The organism is Hymenobacter terrenus, from assembly GCF_000972495.1.
Lineage (GTDB): Bacteria > Bacteroidota > Bacteroidia > Cytophagales > Hymenobacteraceae > Hymenobacter > Hymenobacter terrenus.
Genome location: NZ_LATM01000002.1, coordinates 22,256 through 42,921, shown reverse-complemented (window position 1 = coordinate 42,921; position 20,666 = coordinate 22,256). Strand labels below are relative to the sequence as shown.

The following is a 20,666-nucleotide window of genomic DNA, read 5'->3' as shown; positions in this document are numbered from 1 at the left end:
AACTGAAGTCAGGCGGCAAAGAAATTTAGGCGCTGGGTTCATCATCCAGCTCGCGTAAGGAGCGCTCCAGTTGGTCGAGGTGCTGGCCATAAAGGCGCTGAATGTACCACCGCGTAAACCGGCCCATAATAAAGTAGTTGAACAGCCCTAGTATTCCATAAACGACGAACATAATAGCAATGGCTATTAATAGCTTAGACCTTGACACAGTATGCACGACGTCTGTGCCAGTAAAGAACAACCCTATAACTAGCCCCATATACGAGGACCACATAGTGGCTTGGTAGTATAACTTCACTAGCCCACGCAGGCTACTTAACTGTCGTACCACGTGCTCACGCAAGGCTCCGTTGGCGTCACCCAGGCTATGCAGCACTGCCAACTTACGGCGGTAATAGAACCCGCTGAGCAGGCATATAATAATCATACCCCCAAGCAGCGTTCGTATATGTATATGGGTGTCTCGCGCATAAAGCAACCCTATACTGGTCAGAATCATAATCACCGCCGCAAAGCTGATTTCCAGCCAAACGTTGCGGCGCATCTTGCTTACCGGGCTACGTGAGCCGCGGGCCAGCAACTTGGTCAATGCCACGGCATCGAAGGCCGCTGGTGCTTCGGCCGGCGCGGGCTGCTGCCACTGGCGCCGGAGGTCATCGAGTTCCATCAGACGGCGTGAAGTAAAAAGGAGCGAAGTTTTTCCTGCACGCGGTGCATTTTCACGCGCACATTGTTTTGGGTGATGCCTAGAATTTCGGCCATTTCATCATAAGGCCGGTCTTCGAGGTAGAGCAGAATAAAGGCCTTGTCGATTTCCGACAACCTGCCGATGGCCCGGTAGAGGGCAGCGTGGTCGTCGGCATCGAAACCAGATTCGGGCGCCTGGGCCACGGCCAAGGCTTCGGCATCCAGTTCGCTCGGCGCGGGGCGGCGGGTGCGCTGGCGCAGGTTCGAGATGGCCACGTTCAGCGCAATGCGGTAGAGCCAGGTGCTGAGCTTGGTATTGGGCTGCGGCACGTAGCGCGGCCACGCCCGCCACAGCTGCAACACAATTTCCTGGAACAAGTCCTGGCGGTCGTCGGCATCCTGGCAGTACAGCCGGGCCACCCGCCGCAGCAACGGCTGGTACTCGTTCAGCGCGGCAACAAAATCGGCGGACGGCGCGGCGGGCATTACTAGGTGATGGTTTTGGGGAATGAATCGCCAAAGCTGAGCGGGCATTACAGCCACCGTAAAAAAATCAACAGTAAAAAACGCTAGGTGCTGTAATGCTTGCCTGCCGTGCACGATTAAGCAATCAAATTAAAGGGTTCAAACTATTTCGCCATGAAAAAGCTCAATGTCATCACCGGCCTCATCTTTGGCTTACTGAGTCTTGTTCACACGGTATCCGGCACCTGGCTGGCCGCAGCCACCAGTGGTACTCTGGCTATTGGCTTCGCTCTTTCCGACTTGGCCTACGCTCCGACGCTAGCCTATGGGGCTGCCACCAGCACGCCGTTACCCACTTGGCGTCGCTACGGCTCGATGCTGCTGGTAGGAGCCGCTCTGCTGCTTTTCAGCTTTCAAGTCGGCCACGATTTGAAAGCCAAGGTAGGACGGACCAACACCGAAAGCCCAAGCATCCGCTAATTATTTGCCAGCGCCAAATCAGGGCTCCTCGTCTCATCTGTGTGGCAACGTATTTCCCGGCGCCGACCAGCTGGCACAAGAAAGGTCGGTCCACAATGGAATCTTGTCTATTCAGCTTCCTCACCGGTCCTAATCCGCGGTAGGCTGAGGATTACGAGCTTGCCTGTCGCACTTATTATCATTTCACTCTCACCTTTTTTCTGTAAAAATGCGTTTTCCTCACCTTTTACTAGCCGGTACCTTGCTGCTGGCTTCCCCCCTGGCCCATGCTCAAAAGACGGCCAAAAACACCAGCGCAGTCCCTGCCCAGCCCGTTACGAAGTCGTTGCTCTGGGAAATTTCGGGCAATAAGCTCGCCAAGCCTTCCTATGTATTTGGCACTATTCACCTGCTGTGCGCCGACGACCTGAAAATCAGTCCAACTATTCAGCAGGCCATCGACAACTCGCAGCAAGTGGCCCTTGAGTTAGATATGGATAGCCCTACCATGGCCGAAGAAATGCGCGGCCTCATGACAATGCCGGCCGGCCAAACCGTGCAAGGCTGCATGAGCAAGGAGGACTACACCGCCGTGAGCGACTACTACACCACCCAGCTCAAAATGCCCTTCGCCCAAATGACCACGATGAAACCCTTCATTTTGGCCTCCCTGCTCTACCCCAAAATACTGGGCTGTCCGGTGGGAAGCTATGAAGGGACGCTGGTGGAAATGGCCAAAGCCAAGAAGATGGAAGTCATTGGCCTGGAAACCGTGGCCGAGCAGATGGGTATTTTTGACAACATTCCGTGTGAAAAACAAGCCCACATGCTGTCCGATATCGTGAACAAGCATGCTGAAGCCGAACAGGAATTTCGCAACATGCTCAATCTCTATCAGGCCCAAGATGTCGAAGGCCTCCTGAAAGTAGCTCTGAACAGCAAATTTGGCATGAAGGAATACGAGAACCAAATGCTCAATGACCGCAACAAGCGCTGGATTCCGCTTATAGCACAACAGGCTGCCAGCAAGCCCACCTTTTTCGCGGTGGGAGCTGCCCACCTCGGCGGCCCCAATGGTGTGCTGGCCCTGCTCCGGCAGCAAGGCTATCAGGTAAAACCGCTGCTATAAGTGTTCGAGACAAGCGTTTCACAACTAACCAAGCAGCGCAGCTTTAGCAGCGGCAGCAAATAAAAAGAGCCCGCCTTTCAAATGAGAAAGGCGGGCTCTTTGCGAGAAACCCCTATTAGATTGCTACTGGAAGTACTCCTTCACTTTCTCGAAGAAGCCCTTTTCATTCTTGCCGGGGTGCGGCGTGAAGTTATCCGAGTCGCGGAGCTTTTCCAGCAGCTCTCGCTCCTGGTTGCTCACGTGCTTGGGCGTCCACACATTGAGGTGGATGAGCTGGTCGCCGCGGCCGTAGCCGTTAAGGTCCTTGATACCCTTGCCGCGCAGGCGCAGGATTTTGCCGGGCTGAGTGCCGGGGTCCACCTTGATTTTCACCTTGCCTTCGATAGTTGGTACTTCCAGGCTCGCGCCCAGAGCCGCATCCACGAAGGAGATGTATTGCTCGAACATGATGTTGTTGCCGTCGCGCTTCAGGAATTCGTGCGGCTCCTCCTCAATTTGAATAAGCAGGTCGCCGGGCACACCACCGCGCTCCGGGAAGTTGCCTTTGCCACTCATGCTCAGCTGCATGTCGTTGGCCACGCCGGCAGGAATGTTGATGGGAATCACTTCCTCGTGCAGCTGTCGGCCTTCGCCCTTGCACACGTCGCAGGTAGCAGTCACCGTTTTGCCTTCGCCGTTGCAGGTGGGGCAGGTGCTGCTGCTCACCATTTGGCCGAGCATGGTATTCACCACGCGCTTGGTCTGGCCGGAGCCCTGGCAGGTGGCGCAGGTTTTCAAATCGGTACCGTTTTTGGCGCCGGTGCCGCTGCACGGCTGGCAAGCCACGTAGCGCTTCACCTTGATTTTCTTCTCAACGCCGTTGGCGATTTCCTCCAGGTCGAGCTTCAGCTTGATGCGCAGGTTCGAGCCCTTGCGCTGGCGCCGACCGCCGCCCTGACGGCCGCCGAAGAAGCCTTCGAAGCCGCCCCCGCCGCCAAAAATATCGCCGAACTGCGAGAAGATATCCTCCATGTTGGGCCCGCCGCCGTTGCCGCCGCCCACTCCCTGGTGGCCGTAACGGTCGTAGCGCGCGCGCTTATCGGCGTTGCTAAGCACCTCATAAGCCTCAGCCGCCTCCTTGAACTTATCTTCGGCCGTCGGGTCGTCCGGGTTCTTGTCCGGGTGGTATTTGATGGCCATCTTGCGGTAAGCCGACTTGATTTCGTCGCCCGCCGCATTCTTGGCGATACCTAGTATTTCGTAATAATCGCGCTTGGTTGCCATCTGAGTGGGTGTATCTGAACATCAGTCAACGCCGTCATGCAGAGCGCAGCGAAGCATCTTGCCCGCCACCACTAAGTAGTTGAAGCACGCGAGATGCTTCGCTGCGCTCTGCATGACAGCCTTTGCTGACCGTTTTGCTATTCTATCAAACCTTAAAATTACTGCCCAAGCACCACTTTAGCGTGGCGAATTACTTTATCGCCCAAATAATAGCCCTTTTCCACTTCGTCCACGACTTTTCCCTTTAGGTCGTCGCTGGGCGCGGGGATTTGGGTGATGGCCTCGTGCAGCTCCGCATCAAAGTCGCCGCCCTTGGTTTCCATAGCGGTCAAACCCTTTTGCTGGAGTGTTTTGTTCAGCTTGCTCTGAATAATATCAATGCTTTCGCGCACGGCATTGGCATCGGTCGTTTCGCGGGTGGCGTTGCGGGCGCGCTCAAAGTCGTCGAGCACGGGCAGCAAGGCCGTCATCAGCTCCTGGTTGGCGGTTTTGAACAATTCAATTCGCTCTTTGGTGGTGCGGCGCTTGTAGTTCTCAAACTCGGCAGCCAGGCGCAGGTACTTGTCCTTGAGGTCGGCCAGCTCGGCATCGGTACGAGTGCCTTCGCCCTGGGGCGCACCGGTAGCAGTCATGTTGGGGTCGGTGATTTCACCGTCAACATCGGCCATTTCGCCAGCTACGTTGGTGGGGTCAGCAGTCAGGTTGTCGTCCTGGGGCAGTTTATTATCGTCAGCCATTTTGGGAAAGATTCGTCGGAATGGGTTTTTCACGGGGTTAGCCGGTTAGTCACCCTGCGGGCGCAAGGAACTTGCCAAAGGGACACAGGCTGACAGAGTGACACCCGCGCTAGCTCGTAGCAGCACGCGGTGTTTTCGAAAGAGCGTGAATTCCCGCCAAAATACCAGACTCCCCCTGCTAAGCACAACGATTAGCTGTTTCTAAGGCTTCGGGGACACTTTCTGAGGCTTCGGTGAGGCTTGCCGGAGCTTCGGGAGGGATGGCGGGAGCTTGGGGGTGGGCCGGAGGAAGTTGGTAGACAGGCGGGCCGGTATCGGGAGCCCTGGATGGGGCGTAGCAGGCTCTTTCCAAGGAATAGAGTCCGTTTTGGCATTCGCTTTTCGGGCCGGTCTGCGTCATCGGGTGGCAGTCCGGAGAAGAAGGGTAGATGCTTTTTCTGAATTCCGGCGCCCCCTCCCCTACTCGTGCAGGGCCTTCCAAATCAGGTCCTTCAGTGGCTGAATGTTCTTGTTTGTCAGGCTGGAAATGAAGAGGGACGGCACTTCCGCCGGGAGCGCCTGCCGAATTTCCGCTTCCAACTCCTCGTCAATCATATCGGACTTGGTGATGGCGAGCAGGCGCTTCTTATCCAGTAGTTCGGGGTTGAACTGCTCCAACTCATTAATCAATACCTGGTACTCGGCCGCGATGTCGGGGCTGTCGCAGCTTATCATGAAGAGCAGAATGGAATTGCGCTCGATATGGCGCAGGAAGCGCGTTCCCAGGCCTTTGCCTTCGGCCGCGCCCTCGATGATGCCGGGAATATCGGCCATCACGAAGGACTTGTAGTCACGGTAGGCCACCACGCCCAGGTTGGGCACGAGAGTAGTGAAGGCATAGTCGGCAATTTTGGGCTTGGCCGCCGATACCACCGAGAGCAGCGTGCTCTTGCCCGCGTTGGGGAAGCCCACGAGGCCTACGTCGGCCAGCAGCTTCAGCTCCAGAATGACAATGGCTTCCACGGCGGGCTCGCCGGGCTGGGCGTATTCGGGCGCCTGGTTGATGGAGTTTTTGAAATGGTCGTTGCCCCAGCCGCCGCGTCCGCCGGGCACGAGAATGGCCCGCTGGCCGTGCTCCGTAATTTCAAGCATCTTCTCCCCGGTTTCGGCATCGCGGGCCACCGTGCCGAGGGGCACTTGGAGCACCACGTCGTCGCCTTGGGCGCCGGTACGCAGGTTTTCGCCCCCCCCCTCGCCGTCTTTGGCAAACACGTGCTTCTGGTACTGCAGGTGCAACAGCGTCCAGAGCTGCGAGTTGCCTTCGAGAATGATGTGGCCGCCGCGGCCGCCGTCGCCGCCGTCGGGGCCGCCATTGGGCAGGCCCTTGGCCCGGAAGTAGTGGCGCGAGCCCGCGCCGCCTTTGCCCGAGCGGCAGATGAGCTTGACGTAATCGATGAAGTTATTGGAAGCCACTTTCTTTAATTATGAGTTTTGAATTATGGATTACGAGTTGGCTTAGAGTAACAGCAAAAAGTATGAGTTATGAATTCCCGGCTATGCGCCCGAAACTCATAACTCATACTTTGTAACTCATAATTAACCGCGCTTTGCGCAGCCTAGGCTTTTACCTCGCTCGTGGCCGCCGCTGGGTTTTCGGGAACCGCGGGCTTCTGCTGGTCAATTATCCCGCAGATTTGGGTGAAGATGGTATCGATGGGGCCGATGCCGTTGAGGGAGTGAAATTTCTTCTGGGCGGCATAGTAGCCGGCCACCTGGGCCGTTTCGGTATTGTACACCGTTACGCGGCGGCGGATTTTGCTTTCGTCCTGGTCGTCGGGGCGGCCGCTGGTTTTGCCGCGCTCCAGCAGGCGCGTCACCAACTCTTCTTCCGCTACTTCCAGCGCAATCATGCAATTGATGCCGCTATCATGCTGCGCCAGCAGCTGGTCAAGCCGCTCGGCCTGGGGCACGGTGCGCGGAAAGCCGTCGAAGATGAAGCCGCCAGCGGTTTGTTTGTTGGCCTGCAAGGCGTGGTCTATCATGCCGATTACGACTTCGTCAGGCACGAGCAGGCCCTCGTCCATGAGCTTTTTGGCGGTAAGCCCCAGCTCCGTGCCCTGGGCTATCTGGGCACGCAGGAGGTCGCCGGTGCTCAGGTGCACGAGGTTGTATTGAGCAATGAGTTTTTGGCTCTGGGTTCCTTTACCGGCACCGGGCGGGCCGAACAGCACGATATTCAGCATGTAATAAGCAGCGTTTCGCTAGGGGGAAGGTTAAGTGGTTCGGGCAAGTTAATCAATCCGTAATAAAGGAACGGTTACACGGCCACGTACACATCGGGCAGATTGCGGCCCAGACCGTCGTAGTCAAGGCCGTAGCCGACCACAAAGTCGTTGGGAATTTCCATGGCTACGTAGCGGAGGTCGACCTCATGCTTCAGGCTTTCGGGCTTGAAGAACAGGGTAGCTATTTCGACCGAGGCCGGGCCTTTGGCTAGCAAGGTGGGCAGTAAGTGGTGCATGGTCGTGCCCGTATCAACGATGTCTTCGATGACGATGAGGTGGCGGCCTTGTACGTCTTCACGCAGCCCCAGGATTTCCTGAACCACGCCCGTGCTCCCCGTTCCCTCATACGAAGCCACCCGAATAAAGACGATTTCGCAGAGCCCGGTGAAGTGCTTGAGCAGGTCCGAAGCAAACATGAAGCCGCCCGTGAGCACGACCACGAACAAGGGCTGACGCCCGGCATAATCGGCACTGAGGCGAGCGGCTAGGCCCGTCACGGCCTCATCCAGTTGGGCGGCCGAGAGGTACGGCCGGAAAGCTTTGTTGTGGATGGTAATGTGGGAGTGCCCCATGCGACGCGGAGAGAATTGAGCAGCAAAGCTAATCACGGATTTAGTCGGATTGGCCGGATTTCACGGATTGGGCCCGGTATGGTTGCGCAATGGTTTGCCGCAGAAGCTTGCAAGGTGCTGCTGGAACTTGGGCCTTTTGAACCAATAAAAAGGCCGTTACCTGAGCGGCAACGGCCTTTTGCAATCTTCAGCGACTCATTGGTAATACGGCACACTCCGTAAAATCCGGCTGAATCCGGGTTCCTATTTTACTTCGCGCAGAGCCGTGTAAATAACCCAGGCCGCAGCTGGCGCCAGGGCTTGAGCATAGCGCACGTGGGGCCGGGCCGTGACTTCGGTGTGCTCATTTTGCAGCTGTACCGGGGCCATGCCACGCTCGCCACCTTTTTCGGCAATATGAGGGGCAATAACCAACGATACGATGCTCATCAGCTTGATGAGGATGTTCATGCTCGGGCCGGAAGTGTCCTTAAACGGGTCGCCTACGGTGTCGCCAGTCACAGAGGCTTTGTGAGCATCAGAGCCTTTGTATTCCATCTTGCCATTCACCATTACGCCTTTTTCAAAGGACTTCTTGGCGTTGTCCCAGGCGCCCCCGGCATTGCTCTGGAACATAGCCATGAGCACGCCGCTCACCGTGACGCCGGCCAGCAGGCCGCCCAGCACTTTGGGGCCGAACAGAAAGCCGATGATGATGGGCGTAAGTAGCGCAATTGCGCCGGGCAAAATCATTTCCCGAATGGCGGCCTGCGTGGAAATAGCCACGCACTTCTCATACTCCGGCCGGCCCGTGCCCTCCATAATCCCCGGAATCTCGCGGAACTGCCGGCGGACTTCCTGCACCATAGCCATGGCCGCCCGGCCCACGGCCGCAATGGCCAGGGCCGAGAAGATGAACGGAATCATCGCTCCGACGAAGAGGCCCGCCAATACTTCGGCGTTCGAAATATCAATGGTATCGATGTGGGCTGTGCCCATGAAGGCCGCGAACAAGGCCAGCGAAGTAAGCGCGGCCGAGGCGATGGCAAAGCCCTTGCCCGTAGCCGCCGTGGTGTTGCCCACGGCGTCGAGAATATCGGTCCGCTCGCGCACTTCCTTGGGCAATTCGCTCATCTCGGCAATGCCACCGGCATTGTCCGCAATGGGCCCGAACGCGTCGATGGCCAGCTGCATGGCAGTGGTGGCCATCATGCCCGCAGCCGCTATGGCCACGCCGTAAAGCCCGGCTGCCTTAAAGCTCAGCACGATACCAGCCGCTAAGACCAGAATGGGCAGCACCGTAGATTCCATACCAACGGCCAAGCCACCGATGACGGTAGTGGCGTGACCGGTGCTGCTTTGCTGCACGATGCTGTTCACCGGCCGCTTGCCCATGGCGGTGTAATACTCGGTGATGATGCTCATCAGCGTGCCCACGACCAGGCCTACCAGCACCGCATAAAAGACGTGCATGGCATCGAAGCTGATACCGCGGATGGTAAAGGTTCCGGCAGGCAAAATCCACATAATTAAGCCATAGGAAGCCATCGCTGAAACAATGACAGAAATATAATTGCCCAGGTTGAGGGCTGCCTGCACGTTGCCGCCTTCCTTCACCCGCACGCACAGAATGCCGATGAGCGAGGCGATAATGCCCATGCCCGCAATGGCCATCGGCAGGAAGATGGGCGAAAGGCCACCGAACTGGTCGCCGGTCACGGTTACTTCGCGCCCCAGCACCATGGTAGCCAAAATAGTAGCCACGTAGGAGCCAAACAAGTCGGCGCCCATGCCCGCCACGTCGCCCACGTTGTCGCCCACGTTGTCGGCAATGGTGGCGGGGTTGCGGGGGTCGTCTTCCGGGATACCAGCTTCGACCTTGCCCACGAGGTCGGCTCCCACATCGGCCGCTTTGGTGTAGATGCCGCCCCCTACGCGGGCAAAAAGGGCAATACTTTCAGCCCCGAGCGAAAAGCCAGTAAGGACTTCCAGAGCTTTTTCCATTTCCTGCCCGGTGGCAAGGCCACTGGGCACGAACATCTTATAAAAAACAATAAACAGGGCGCCCAAGCCCAGCACGGCGAGGCCCGCTACCCCCATGCCCATCACCGAGCCACCCGAGAAAGAGACATTCAGGGCAGTGCTGAGACTGGTTTTGGCGGCCTGCGCGGTGCGCACGTTGGCTTTGGTGGCAATTTTCATCCCGATGAAGCCGGCCAAAGCCGAAAACACGGCACCAATCAGAAAGGCAATGACAATAACTGGGCTGGAATTGCCGCTGGTACTGCCCAGATAGAACAGGAAGGCTCCCGCAATCAACCCAAATAGAGCCAACACTTTGTACTCGGCTTTGAGGAAGGCTATGGCCCCATCAGCGATGTAGCCGGCAATGGTAGTCATGCGGGCATCACCAGCGTCTTGCCTGGCTACCCAGCCGGCACGCACCCAGGTGTAGAGCAACGCGAAAAGGCCCAACGCGGGCACAGCGTAGAGGTATGGCGTCATAGGAAGGAAGAATAGTAAGAGAATGAGTGGGTTTTGTTCTGCAAAATAGCTGAATTTGCTAGGTAAACAACCCTTATACTCAATTCATACGAAAAGTAGCCCATGGCCAACGCGGTTGGCACTACCCGACACTAATAATGAAATTGAGAACTCAGTTAGAATGAATACTCAAGCGCATTTTCTTACTATGCCATCCATTCTTGGGATGCCTCCGCATTAATAACACGCTAATCTCAACACTTAGAGCGTGTTAGGAAATTAGACAATCACCATGCGGTTGAGACACATGGTCCTGTTGGCGATTAGCAGCCAGGTTTCGTGCGAACGCGGGGTGAATTCGTAGTCGATGGCCAAGCGCCGGAAGCCCGTCAGCCAGGCAAAGGTTCGCTCCACCACCCAGCGTTTGGCCACGGGCACAAAGCCGCGGGCGCTCGGGGGCCGGCTACCGACTTGATGCGCGAGGCCGAGCCGGCGCACGTGCCCGGCAAAGCGCCCGCGATACCCCTTGTCGGTCACGACCGTGACGAGCCGCTGGCCCCACCCGGGCCGAGCGGGTAGCAACGCCACGGCTTCGGCCCCATCGTGGCCGTTGGCCGCGTGGACCCGGCAGGCCAGGATTCGGCCTTGCACGTCGGTTATAATCTGGCGTTTGCGCCCGTTCACATGCTTGCCTCCGTCCAGTCCCCGGTGTTCGAAAATACGGGGCGCCAACCGCACGCTTTGGCTGTCGAGGCAGACGAGCGTGGGCGTTGCGTGCCAGCCGGCGGCCAGGCGGTCAGCTTGATTGACGAGGTCGGTCAGCCGCTGCCACAGGCCCGTGAGTTGCCAGCGCCGGAAGTAGTACTACACGGCGGACCAAGGCGGAAAGCAACCCGGCAAACTGCGCCACTGGCAGCCGGTGCGGCAGCGGTAGCGCAGGGCATCGAGCACGCGGCGCAAGTAATGGCGACGTTTGCGTTGTACAGGTAAGAGCAGGGCCATAACTTGCCACTGCGAGTCAGTAAGGGGTTGATAGCCGTCAACCATAAGGCGAAGCGGAGCCTAGGAACTCCTCCCGCAACTTACTGGCTCGTTTTCTTTTACACCACTTCTATTTCCTAACACTCTCTTAGTTGCTGAATCTACAACTCCTTAAGTATGACTTGGTAGAGAGCCAGCATGCTAGCGATGTCGCGCTTATCGACTAACTCATCGGGTGAGTGCACATGGTCTTCGGGCGCACCTATAAAACACCAGTCCCAAGGAGCGGCAGCATGCTGCAACTCTTTCGCATCGGAGCCACCGCTACCCTCCACCTCAAGCTGGTGCGGGATGCCCGAGGTAGCGGCAATGGTCCGAATACGGTCGACATATGCCCGGCGTGGAATAAGCGAATCACGCAGCGAGATGGCACAGCCCTGGCCCGCGTGTACGCCTTCGGTTACCCAGGTGATGTCAGAAATCAGGGCCTGGCGCACGTTGTATGTTTCATAAATAAACTTGGCTAGGTAGGCTACGGAACCACCGCCGTGCTCCTCCCAGCATGAAAAGGCAATAATGCCGTGTTCCAGTGTCTCGCACAGACGGAGGGCGTTCCACACGCCGAGGCGATTATCGAGATAGCAGCTTTGGACGGTGGTATCAGTTTCGCGGAAATCGCAGTAGAACGTAAGCTCCGTGCCACGGTCAATATCGCGGTGGAACGCATAGCCTAGTTCACCGGTTTCTTCGTCGATGGTCAGCGTGCAGTCTATTTCCCCTTGCGAATCGTGTCCTACCAAGCGGTAACCGGCTTCAGCTTGGGGCCCGCCAATACGCACCAGCTGCCGCCCGTAACGCACCATGAAGCCGATGCTGTCGAGGTGGGCAAACACGGCCGTACGCGGCTGCCCAAACACCAGCAGTACGCAGTCTTGGAACCGCTCATCGGCGATAATTTGGGGTTGGTACTGCCAGGTAGCCTGCTGCTGGCTCACATAGTCAAGTATAAATCGAGTAAGAGCGGCTTCGTTGCCAGCGGGGGCCGCGATGCGGCAAAGGGAGTGGAGCAACTGCATGGGCAAGGGGAATTCTGGTCAAAGCTAGGCCAAAGTCCGTACTTTAGCAGGCGCGTTGGCCCGGCCCAAACTTTGGTTGGGAAGTGGCTTAGGCTCGCTTTCGACTCTCTTCTTATGCCGCGTTCGCTGTTTTGTATCTGCTTGGGGTTGCTTTTGCTGTCGCTGCCAAGCAGAGCACAAACCCCTGATACAATCCGTCGTCCGCCGCCCATCGAAACAGTAGCCCTCGACAGCGTGGGCGTATTGCCATCGGCCATTGATACCAAAGGCTGGCTGCTGCTTGATAAAGATATTCAATTGGAGCTGGACGGTGCGGTGCATAACCTCTACAATTTTAAGTATGACCGGGCGGAGAAACAGTTCCGCTCCTTGCGGCGGCGGTATCCCAACCATCCCATGTCGTACTTCCTGCTCGGGCTGAGCACTTGGTGGAAAATCATGCCCACCAACTTCCAATCCATGCAGTACGACAAGCCCTTCTTCGCGTACATGGACACGGCCATCACCAAAGCCCAGGCGCTGTACGAGACCGACAACAACAACTACGAAGCCTGCTTTTTTCTCTCGGCATCCTATGGATTTGATGCCCGACTGCACGCTGAGCGCCACGATTGGCGCAAAGCCACGGTAGGAGCCCGGCGCGCGCTGAACTTTCTGAAAAAGAGCCAGCAAGCAAATGGGCTGAGCCCAGAATTCCAGTTCGGGCAAGCCTTATTCAACTATTACGCCGTCTGGATTCCAGATAACTACCCCCTACTGAAACCCGTGTTGTTGTTTTTCCCCAAGGGCGACAAGAAATTGGGTATGCAACAGTTGCGGAATGTAGCCACCAACGGCTTCTATACCGCTACGGAGGCTCGCGTTTTCCTCATGCGCATCCTTAAAAACGAGGAAAATAACGCTGAGGAAGCCATGCCGGTAGCGCGCTACCTAGCTACTAACTTTCCCGACAATGGTTATTTTCAGCGCTTTTACGCCTTACTCGCCTACGACCAAGGCGAATTTGCCGATTGTGAACGGGTGAGCCGGGAAATCCTCGACAAGATAAATAAAGGCATGCCTGGCTACGAGGGCATCAGCGGGCGCTACGCCAGCTACTTTCTGGGCTACCTCATGCAGAACCGCTACCGTGACTTGGCCAAAGCCAAGGACTATTACCAGCGGTGCATCGTATTTGCCGAGAGCACTGGTGACACTTTCGGCGGCTTCTATTTGTTCGCGAATGTGAGTCTTGCTCGCCTAGCAGTGAAAGAGAAGGATATGGCCGCCGCCAAACGGTACTACGACGTAGTACAGGATAAGGCAGACCGAAAATCGGAGCAGTATAAGGAGGCGAAAGCTTGGCTGAAAAAGAACGGGAAAATTTAACAGCCATGGTAATTTCAGATTTTTTCCTTACTCCCCTTTTCCTGGCCATATTTTATGGATTGGCATATCTGATACGACCGGCTGTTACCAACCAGTTTACCAAGCCATATTTTATACGTGCTCTGTCATTCAAATTCCTTGGATGCATTGCATTGGGGTTAATCTATCAGTTTTACTACAAAGGCGGCGATACGTTCAATTACTTTCATCACGCCACCCTGATTCATTCGGCTTTCGACCACTCCTTTACTACCGGTTGGAAGCTGCTGATGGATAATGGTGGTTCTAAGGACCCAGTCATTGCGCCTTATGTAGCGGGCATGTTCTGGCATGAACCCAATTCTGCTGAGTTTCTGGTGTCGCGCATCGCAGCCTTTTTTGGGCTTTTGTGTTTCAACAGCTATGCCGTTATCTCTTTGTTTTTTACGGTTGCCAGCTTCAGTGGCGTGTGGGCGATGTACATTGCCTTCGCTAAGATCCGGCCGCACGTGTACAAACAGTTAGCCTGGACTTTATTCTATATTCCATCATTGTTCTTCTGGGGGTCCGGGCTGCTTAAGGACTCTCTATGCCTTGGGGCCTTGGGCTGGCTGTTCTATGCACTATACCGCGGGGCCATCCAACGGCAGGTATTACTCAAATGCTCATTAATTGGAATTATAGCGGCTTATACTCTTATATCAATTAAAGTTTATATTCTGCTGTGCTTCCTACCGGCAGCCTTGCTGTGGGTATTCAACGAGACCCACGCTCAGATTAAAAATAAGACGGCCAGGCTGCTAGCCAAGCCTTTATTTATAGGGCTTGGTGCAGTTATCGGATTCTACGCCGCGTTGAATATCACCAAAGGCGACGCCAAGTACGACGTAGACAGAATAGGAGAGCGCAGCAAAATCACAGCTGACTACATCTATCAGCAGAGCGTGCAACAGGAAGGCTCCGCTTATCATTTGGGAGAGTTGGATGGTACCATTGGAGGCATGATTAAGCTTGCTCCCATGGCAATTGTCACCTCGCTCTACCGACCCTTCTTATGGGAAGCCAAAAACCCAGTAATGGTATTATCGGCCTTAGAGGCATTCTTTTTTCTGGTTTTCACTCTCCGAATATTCTATCGGGTAGGTGTGTTCAGAACACTGTCTATTATCACTAGCACCCCTATTCTTTTGCTCTGCTTTATTTTCTCACTGACTTTTGCAGCCTCAGTTGGAGTGTCTACCTCTAATTTCGGTACTCTGGTCCGTTATAAGATACCGCTAATTCCCTTCTATTTGTCAGCGCTTTATATTCTGGACGATATCACCAAGGCTAATGTACGAATGCGCAAAGCGGTTCAGCGGTCCCTCCAACCGGCGTAGCAGCAGGCCGCTTGTTTACCGAGTGCCGGTAAGCCGCCGATTCGCTCGATATTCAGCCAAGGTAGGATGCGACCACAGCCGCGATATCCCTTCTGGAGCGGGACGAAGCTGGATGCTTGCAGTAAGAGCTGCACGTACCGCATCTTTTAGCAACGGCAGCCCGGCAATGAGCTGTAATAGCGGATAGGTGGCGAACGTGTCTTCCGGGCTGGGATGAATCAGCGCCTGGGCAATGATACCGCCCGTATCGATACCGGCATCGACTAAGTGTACAGATACGCCGCAGTGAGCCGCGTCGTTGTTAGCTAAGGCCCAGTAGCCGCCATGTACGCCCCGATACAAAGGTGTAATACCCGCGTGAGTGTTGATGAATGGGCAAGGCACGCTGGTGAGCACCCGCTTAGCGATGATGCGGGTACCATTTACTACCACTACGTCGGGGGTGAGAGTTTGCAGAGTGGCAATGCACTCGGGGTCGTTCACGGAAGCTACCCGAATGGTCCGGTCGGACGGCAAAGGCTGGTCGTTGAGGCGATAGGTTTGTTTGAGGGCTTGCAAACGCGGCTGTGCGGCACGGCCTAGTGGTCCGGCTACCAGCAGCTTAAATGCAATCTGGCCCAGTACGGTACGCCAACCCAGTTTCTCGGCGCGGCGCTTTAGTAGCTGCTTCTGACTCACGGGTGTTTCAACGATGATGCGGTGTACGCCGAACTCAGCATCGAGGGCGTGAAACAGAATATCCGTCGATTCGCCGGGACCGGCTAGCATTACGATTTTCTTACCAGCAAACTCAAAGGCAGCACTCATATAACAGAGGGAACAGACAGGTTTTCAAGACGCGTGGCTACTTCAGCCATGCTGAGGCTCTGCATGCCGTAGCGGGCCTGGAGGTGCCGAAAATGCTCAGCAATCTGGCGCAGAACAGCCATGTTTTCGGCTAGGTTTGCGCCAAAATTATGTGGGTGCCACCATAAGTGAAACACTTCCCTATGGCGCGCGGCATGCTCCATACCGTTGAGAATGCGACGCAGCCGCAGGCCCTCTAAAACACTAAGCCGCCTCGACCAAGGCCGCAAAAACCGGCTAGCGGGGACGTTGTAGGGAAAGCTGCGGGCCATGTCGGTCCAGCGGGCCGTGTGCTGTCCCGAGAGGTTCAGGTAGGCATCCAACAGGCGTGCTCCACGCTTATAAAGTGCTTGTTGCTCCTCACTACGCTCCTTGTATATCCACGACTGCTCGTTGCCACGGTAGCTGCTGATACCGACCTCTCGGCAGGTAACCAGATAGTCAGCATTATACTGATTTCGAGGAAATACGAGGCTTCTGAGCGTCATCCCTTGTTCAGCGGCTACCCGCACGGCAGCTTGCAGGTCGTGCCGAAAGGTCTCGACGGTTTGTCCGCGCTCCAGGCAGTAGTAGTGGCAGAACGTGTGAGACGCCATTTCCTGCCCCGGCGTAGCACGGATTTGCTTGATCAGCGAAAGGCCGAAATGGTAGGGGTCGCGGACTTCGTCTTCACCTACCTGGTCGAGCGCGAGATAGGGCGAGAGGTTGGGGTCGGCATATTGCGGGCGCACGGTGGGCAGGTGGGCTAACATCTCGGCTTTGGTTTCGAAAAACAGTAGCCCAACGGTGGCCCACGTCACATGCAGATTATACTCGGCAAAGAGGGACAGCATGGCCGGAATGGCCTGGCGCACGCCCAGCAGGTTAGAGCCATACTGCGCGAGCGTCTGCTGGTCACGCACCCCCCAGTTAATCTCAAAATCCAGCGAAATAACCAGAGCGCCGGGCAAAGCGGCTGCCGTATCGGAAGGGTTGGACATGGCGCGGGCAAAGCAATACCGAGGCAGCCGTAACTGCATCAACAGCTTGTTCTATTGAAATAAACGCAAAAAATTATCAGTATTAGAAGCCACAGAATAGCGCTCCACAATGGTGCGGCGGGCGGCTGCACCCTGCCGGGCTCGCTCCTGCTGGTTGGCCAGCAACTGGCGCAGGGCGCGGTACCACTCATCGTCGGTGGCGCACACAAAGCCATTGGTTCCATCCTGCACCACCTCCGTATTCATGCCCACTGGCGACACCAAGGCGGGCATACCCAAGGCCATGTATTGCAAGGCTTTGAAGGCACACTTGCCCCGCGCCCACGGGTCGTCGACCAACGGCATCAGGCCGAGGTTGAACTGAAGCAGATCCGGAATTTCGGTTTGCTTATGCCATAGAGAGTAGCGCAGGCTGCGCAGACCGGTATAAATGGGCGGCTCGTTGGAAATGACATGAAATACAAACTGCTGGCCTTCTTGTTCTAAGCGCTCTAGCACCGGCCATACCAAGTCTAGGTGACGCAGGGTGGTATGGGTACCGGTCCAGCCAATCACGGGCGGGCCGTCCTGATTCTGGTCGCGCACTTGGTTGTGGAGCAGGTCAGTATCGAGGGTCGTTGGATTAACGACAACGTTGCGGTTGAACTGGCGGGCATAGTCGGCCAAGTATTCGTTGCCGCAGCTCACCTTGTAGGCCCAGCGGCAGATAGAGCCTACTTTCTGCTGCCATTTCAGGCGTCCAATGATGCCTGGCTCCCCGGCGGGGTCCTTCATCCAAATTGCATCATCAAAGTCGTAAACAATCTTCTTGCGCAGTACCTTGGTAATAAGCCACTCGAATACCGGCGGCCCGATGGGCGCGGCCTCGCGATGAATGAACACAAAATCATAAGCTGACATGCTGAACAACAGCGCCAACCGACGGAGGAAGCCACCCAGGATGCCCAGAATCTTAGCTACCGTCTGGCCAGGCTTGTAGAGAATGTCCCAGGTTGCGACCGATAGAAAGGGAGCTAGGCGGTACTGGTGCCCGTGGGCCGCCAGGGCATCGAGGTACTGCTCGAAGCGGAACCGCTGCGATGGGGCGCGGCCGGGCGGATAGGGGATAAGGAATAAAATGCGCACAATCAAAAATCAATAAGTCCGGTAAAAGCCCAGCACCGCGTCGGTAATGCGGGCCTGGTCGTTGGGAGTCAGCTCGTAGAACAGTGGCAAGCGCACGAGGTGGTCGGCGTAATGATCGGTCCACGGCAGGTCGCGGCCGTCGTGCTGAGCGGCGTAGTACGGGCTTTTGTGTAATGATAGGTAATGAAATACCGCCCAGATGCCTAATTGCTTGAGGTGCGCAATGAGGGCCGTACGCTCAGCTAAGCTGCGGCACACGAGGTAAAATAGGTGGCCGTTGTTGGTGGCATATTCCGGCAGCATAGGCAGCCCGAGCCCCAACTGAGCCAACGACTCCAGGGCAGAATAGTAGCGCTGCCAAATTGCCCGGCGCTGGCGCTGGATATCATCAAGGTTCTCAATCTGAGCCCACAAGTACGCCGCAATGATATCCGATGGTAAGAATGAAGAGCCGACGTCCACCCAACCATACTTATCTACTTCGCCGCGAAAAAAAGCTGAACGGGTTGTGCCTTTTTCCCGGATGACTTCGGCACGGGGACCGAAGCGTAGGTCGTTGATGGCCAGCATGCCACCCTCACCTGAGATAATATTCTTGGTTTCGTGAAATGAAAAAGCCGCCAGTGTGCCCAAACTGCCCAGTGCCCGGCCGCGGTGGTAACTGTCGATGGCATGGGCCGCGTCTTCCACCACGGCCAAACCGTGCCGGTCAGCTACGGCTTGGATAGTATCCATGTCGCAGGCAATGCCAGCGTAGTGTACCGGCACAATAGCGCGAGTTCGGGGCGTAATCAGGCTTTCGAGGGCAGCCGCGTCGATGTTGGGATTAAGGGCGGTGCTGTCGACAAATACTACCTTGGCACCGCGCAGCACGAAAGCATTGGCGGCACTCACGAAAGTGAAGGATGGCATCAGCACTTCATCACCCGGCTGAATGTTGAGCAGCAGCGCGGCCATTTCCAAGGCATCGGTGCACGACGTGGTCAGCAGTACTTTTTGAAAACCCAGCTGCTGCTCAAAAAACCCATGTACCCGTTGGGTAAACAGCCCATCGCCGGAAATTTTGCCGCAGCGCACCGCTTGCTCGATGTAGCGGGTTTCGTTGCCGGAGAAATACGGTTTATTGAAGGGAATGAGGGGGTACATGCGCGGGGAGAAAGCCCGCAAAGGTACGGCTGGGGTTCCAAGGGTCAGTTACTCCCGCACCGGGGTCTTAAAGCCAAACGTGGTAAATGCGCTCTTCCCTGCTAAGCTCAAAGCCACAGCGGGTATAAAAATGGCAAGCGGCCTCATTGTCGCGCTGCGTAACGACTTGTAGCCGGGTACAGCCCCACGCCCGCGCTTGCAACTGCGCGGTTTCTACCAATTGATGTGCAATACCATGCCCGCGAGCTTCAGCAGCCACCGCCAGCAGCCCAATAGTGGCATCGTTTCCTTGCTGATCGAGCGTGAGTAAGCCTGTTTCCCGGCCTTCGGGCGTTAAGGATGCGAAAACGACCCGCGCCATTTCTCCTGCCAGAGATGCCCGCAGCCATTGGCTATACAAGTCGGTAAAAACGTGGCGCTCAAATCTCGCATCGCGCCGAAAGCGGGAAAATTCACCGCTCTGCCACGCAAGGCATTCGAGTTGCGGAGTGAATACGGAAACAGGAACTATCTGCGCGGCATGCAACCCAATTGGGTGGGCAACGGGCAATGCGGCAATTTCTTGGGTGAAGGTCATCTTCCGGTCCGCCAGCCAGCCCCCCGCTTGCCGAGCGACAACTGCTGTTTCAGCAGCAGCTGGATCCGCTATCAGGTAGATGAGGCGGATCCCGGCGGCGCGGCTTTGGTGTAGCAGGGCGGTCAAGGCAGCCGCACTCAACTCCTGGGCCACAAGCCGAGCCACGGGGAAGCCCAGGAAGCCGCTATCCCAGGCTAATCGCTGCAACGGACTCATAGAGCGGAGCTGGTTTGCTCATCTACCAGGTAAAGGGGCCGATTTTTCACCTGCTCAAAGGTCTTACCGATGTACAGCCCCACCATGCCCAGCACGGCCAGCAGCAAGCCAGAGAAAAACCAGATGGAAATTATCAGGCTGGTGTAGCCGGGCTGCGAAATCTGGCCAATCCAGTAGCGCAATAATGTAATAGGCACGAGCAAAAACGCTCCTCCCGATAGGAATAGGCCAAACTTTATGGTGAGGCGCAAAGGCTTATCGGAATTAGCCAGCAAGATGTCGAGCCCCAAGTTGAGCCGCTGGCTGAAGCCGTAACTGCTGGAACCTACGGTGCGCTCGGCGTGCATCACATCGAGATAGCTAGTCCGGAAACCTACCCAGCGTACCATGGTTGGGAAATAGCGAATGCTTTCCCGCATGGCCAGCACTGCCGCAATTACTTTGCGGTGGTAAATGCCAAAATTGGCCACTGCGGGGTCCTGTGGTGTTTCAGTAAGGTACGAAAGCACTCGATAGAACAGTCGCGACATCAATTTCTGGCTGCGCGAATCCTGCCGGTTGGCTCGGCGGGCCAGTACCAGGTCAAAGCCTTGCTGGGCTTTGGCAAATAGGGCGGGTATTTCCTCGGGCCGATCTTGCAGGTCGCAATCCAGCACCACCACCCATTGGCCCCGGCAGCGGTCGAGGCCTGCAGTGATGGCGCGGTGCTGGCCAAAATTGCGGCTCAATAGCAGCCCCTGCACGCGCGGGTCTCGCGCCGCGTGGACCTGAATGCGCGCCCATGAGCCGTCGGGGCTACGGTCATCAACCAAGATGATTTCGTAATCTTCCGTAATTGATGCCAAGCTGATCTGAATGCGGCGCATCAACTCGTCCACCAGCGTCTCGGCCCGGTACACCGGACTGACAACAGAAAAAAGCGGACGATAAACTCCTGACACCACGTAAGAACTA

Annotated in this window: 20 protein-coding genes and 1 pseudogene; 4 read left to right on the top strand and 17 right to left on the bottom strand. The window is 56.3% G+C overall.

Annotated features, from left to right (window positions below):
* Positions 1–25: 25 nt before the first annotated feature.
* Complete coding sequence (locus tag WX88_RS04740) at positions 26–667, bottom strand: hypothetical protein (protein WP_046243201.1); 642 nt, start codon at positions 665–667, stop codon at positions 26–28.
* Entirely contained in the window at positions 667–1,173 is a 507-nt protein-coding gene (locus WX88_RS04735; protein WP_046243200.1) for an RNA polymerase sigma factor, read from the bottom strand. The genes WX88_RS04740 and WX88_RS04735 overlap by 1 nt, the downstream gene beginning before the upstream one ends.
* A 153-nt stretch (positions 1,174–1,326) precedes the next feature.
* Between WX88_RS04735 and WX88_RS04730 the strand changes: the two genes are divergently transcribed.
* Together WX88_RS04730 and WX88_RS04725 are read left to right on the top strand one after the other, a co-directional pair.
* Positions 1,327–1,632, top strand: a complete 306-nt coding sequence (locus WX88_RS04730; RefSeq protein ID WP_046243199.1) for a hypothetical protein — start codon at positions 1,327–1,329, stop codon at positions 1,630–1,632.
* A 208-nt stretch (positions 1,633–1,840) separates the two neighbouring features.
* Positions 1,841–2,740 carry a TraB/GumN family protein gene (locus WX88_RS04725; protein ID WP_052732356.1) on the top strand — a complete coding sequence of 300 codons (900 nt, stop codon included), beginning with the start codon at positions 1,841–1,843 and terminating at the stop codon, positions 2,738–2,740.
* A gap of 123 nt (positions 2,741–2,863) precedes the next feature.
* On the opposite strand, the gene dnaJ is transcribed toward WX88_RS04725, so the two are convergent.
* The 9 genes and pseudogenes from dnaJ to WX88_RS04685 all read right to left on the bottom strand — a co-directional run bounded on the left by dnaJ (position 2,864) and on the right by WX88_RS04685 (position 12,096).
* Positions 2,864–4,003 carry a molecular chaperone DnaJ gene (gene dnaJ, locus WX88_RS04720; protein WP_046243198.1) on the bottom strand — a complete coding sequence of 380 codons (1,140 nt, stop codon included), beginning with the start codon at positions 4,001–4,003 and terminating at the stop codon, positions 2,864–2,866.
* 158 nt (positions 4,004–4,161) lie between these two features.
* Positions 4,162–4,740, bottom strand: coding sequence for a nucleotide exchange factor GrpE (locus WX88_RS04715; RefSeq protein ID WP_052732355.1), 579 nt, complete (start codon positions 4,738–4,740; stop codon positions 4,162–4,164).
* Between the two features lie 459 nt (positions 4,741–5,199).
* Entirely contained in the window at positions 5,200–6,192 is a 993-nt protein-coding gene (obgE, locus tag WX88_RS04710; protein WP_046243197.1) for a GTPase ObgE, read from the bottom strand.
* 143 nt (positions 6,193–6,335) lie between these two features.
* Complete coding sequence (locus tag WX88_RS04705) at positions 6,336–6,962, bottom strand: adenylate kinase (RefSeq protein WP_046243196.1); 627 nt, start codon at positions 6,960–6,962, stop codon at positions 6,336–6,338.
* A gap of 74 nt (positions 6,963–7,036) precedes the next feature.
* Positions 7,037–7,612 (bottom strand): phosphoribosyltransferase, encoded by a 576-nt coding sequence (locus tag WX88_RS04700; protein WP_316932306.1) that lies wholly within the window; start codon positions 7,610–7,612, stop codon positions 7,037–7,039.
* Between the two features lie 207 nt (positions 7,613–7,819).
* Positions 7,820–10,060 carry a sodium-translocating pyrophosphatase gene (locus tag WX88_RS04695; RefSeq protein ID WP_046243194.1) on the bottom strand — a complete coding sequence of 747 codons (2,241 nt, stop codon included), beginning with the start codon at positions 10,058–10,060 and terminating at the stop codon, positions 7,820–7,822.
* 258 nt (positions 10,061–10,318) lie between these two features.
* Positions 10,319–10,888: pseudogene (locus tag WX88_RS28570) on the bottom strand (transposase); the annotation flags it as partial.
* 15 nt (positions 10,889–10,903) lie between these two features.
* Positions 10,904–11,086: a transposase gene (locus tag WX88_RS29385; RefSeq protein ID WP_082115851.1), complete on the bottom strand. Its 183-nt coding sequence runs from the start codon at positions 11,084–11,086 to the stop codon at positions 10,904–10,906.
* A 95-nt stretch (positions 11,087–11,181) separates the two neighbouring features.
* Entirely contained in the window at positions 11,182–12,096 is a 915-nt protein-coding gene (locus WX88_RS04685; RefSeq protein WP_046243193.1) for a M20/M25/M40 family metallo-hydrolase, read from the bottom strand.
* A gap of 114 nt (positions 12,097–12,210) precedes the next feature.
* On the opposite strand from WX88_RS04685, the gene WX88_RS04680 reads away from it, so the two are divergent.
* Both WX88_RS04680 and WX88_RS04675 read left to right on the top strand, forming a co-directional pair.
* Positions 12,211–13,464, top strand: coding sequence for a tetratricopeptide repeat protein (locus WX88_RS04680; RefSeq protein ID WP_046243192.1), 1,254 nt, complete (start codon positions 12,211–12,213; stop codon positions 13,462–13,464).
* Positions 13,437–14,822, top strand: a complete 1,386-nt coding sequence (locus tag WX88_RS04675; protein ID WP_156175945.1) for a hypothetical protein — start codon at positions 13,437–13,439, stop codon at positions 14,820–14,822. Before WX88_RS04680 ends, WX88_RS04675 begins: the two co-directional genes overlap by 28 nt.
* A gap of 15 nt (positions 14,823–14,837) precedes the next feature.
* Here WX88_RS04675 and WX88_RS04670 read toward each other — a convergent pair whose 3' ends face one another.
* From WX88_RS04670 to WX88_RS04645, 6 genes are all read right to left on the bottom strand, one after another.
* Positions 14,838–15,629 (bottom strand): formyl transferase, encoded by a 792-nt coding sequence (locus WX88_RS04670; RefSeq protein ID WP_046243190.1) that lies wholly within the window; start codon positions 15,627–15,629, stop codon positions 14,838–14,840.
* Positions 15,626–16,648 (bottom strand): polysaccharide deacetylase family protein, encoded by a 1,023-nt coding sequence (locus WX88_RS04665; protein ID WP_046243189.1) that lies wholly within the window; start codon positions 16,646–16,648, stop codon positions 15,626–15,628. Before WX88_RS04665 ends, WX88_RS04670 begins: the two co-directional genes overlap by 4 nt.
* A 51-nt stretch (positions 16,649–16,699) precedes the next feature.
* Positions 16,700–17,773 carry a glycosyltransferase family 4 protein gene (locus tag WX88_RS04660; RefSeq protein ID WP_046243503.1) on the bottom strand — a complete coding sequence of 358 codons (1,074 nt, stop codon included), beginning with the start codon at positions 17,771–17,773 and terminating at the stop codon, positions 16,700–16,702.
* A 9-nt stretch (positions 17,774–17,782) separates the two neighbouring features.
* On the bottom strand, positions 17,783–18,919 hold the full coding sequence (gene rffA / locus WX88_RS04655; protein WP_046243188.1) for a dTDP-4-amino-4,6-dideoxygalactose transaminase: 1,137 nt from the start codon (positions 18,917–18,919) through the stop codon (positions 17,783–17,785).
* 67 nt (positions 18,920–18,986) lie between these two features.
* Positions 18,987–19,649: a GNAT family N-acetyltransferase gene (locus WX88_RS27220; RefSeq protein WP_197076674.1), complete on the bottom strand. Its 663-nt coding sequence runs from the start codon at positions 19,647–19,649 to the stop codon at positions 18,987–18,989.
* A gap of 59 nt (positions 19,650–19,708) precedes the next feature.
* A complete protein-coding gene (locus WX88_RS04645; RefSeq protein WP_072052940.1) occupies positions 19,709–20,653 on the bottom strand; it encodes a glycosyltransferase family 2 protein in 945 nt (314 codons plus the stop codon).
* Positions 20,654–20,666: the final 13 nt, after the last annotated feature.

Bases quoted from the DNA above. Each gene is read 5' to 3' on its own strand.
- WX88_RS04685 (WP_046243193.1), bottom strand. From the start codon at position 12,096: ATGCAGTTGCTCCACTCCCTTTGCCGCATCGCGGCCCCCGCTGGCAAC.
- WX88_RS04735 (WP_046243200.1), bottom strand. From the start codon at position 1,173: ATGCCCGCCGCGCCGTCCGCCGATTTTGTTGCCGCGCTGAACGAGTAC.
- WX88_RS04670 (WP_046243190.1), bottom strand. From the start codon at position 15,629: ATGAGTGCTGCCTTTGAGTTTGCTGGTAAGAAAATCGTAATGCTAGCC.
- WX88_RS04695 (WP_046243194.1), bottom strand. From the start codon at position 10,060: ATGACGCCATACCTCTACGCTGTGCCCGCGTTGGGCCTTTTCGCGTTG.
- rffA (WP_046243188.1), bottom strand. From the start codon at position 18,919: ATGTACCCCCTCATTCCCTTCAATAAACCGTATTTCTCCGGCAACGAA.
- WX88_RS29385 (WP_082115851.1), bottom strand. From the start codon at position 11,086: ATGGTTGACGGCTATCAACCCCTTACTGACTCGCAGTGGCAAGTTATG.
- WX88_RS04740 (WP_046243201.1), bottom strand. From the start codon at position 667: ATGGAACTCGATGACCTCCGGCGCCAGTGGCAGCAGCCCGCGCCGGCC.
- dnaJ (WP_046243198.1), bottom strand. From the start codon at position 4,003: ATGGCAACCAAGCGCGATTATTACGAAATACTAGGTATCGCCAAGAAT.
- WX88_RS04730 (WP_046243199.1), top strand. From the start codon at position 1,327: ATGAAAAAGCTCAATGTCATCACCGGCCTCATCTTTGGCTTACTGAGT.
- WX88_RS04705 (WP_046243196.1), bottom strand. From the start codon at position 6,962: ATGCTGAATATCGTGCTGTTCGGCCCGCCCGGTGCCGGTAAAGGAACC.
- WX88_RS04680 (WP_046243192.1), top strand. From the start codon at position 12,211: ATGCCGCGTTCGCTGTTTTGTATCTGCTTGGGGTTGCTTTTGCTGTCG.
- WX88_RS04715 (WP_052732355.1), bottom strand. From the start codon at position 4,740: ATGGCTGACGATAATAAACTGCCCCAGGACGACAACCTGACTGCTGAC.
- WX88_RS04665 (WP_046243189.1), bottom strand. From the start codon at position 16,648: ATGTCCAACCCTTCCGATACGGCAGCCGCTTTGCCCGGCGCTCTGGTT.
- WX88_RS04725 (WP_052732356.1), top strand. From the start codon at position 1,841: ATGCGTTTTCCTCACCTTTTACTAGCCGGTACCTTGCTGCTGGCTTCC.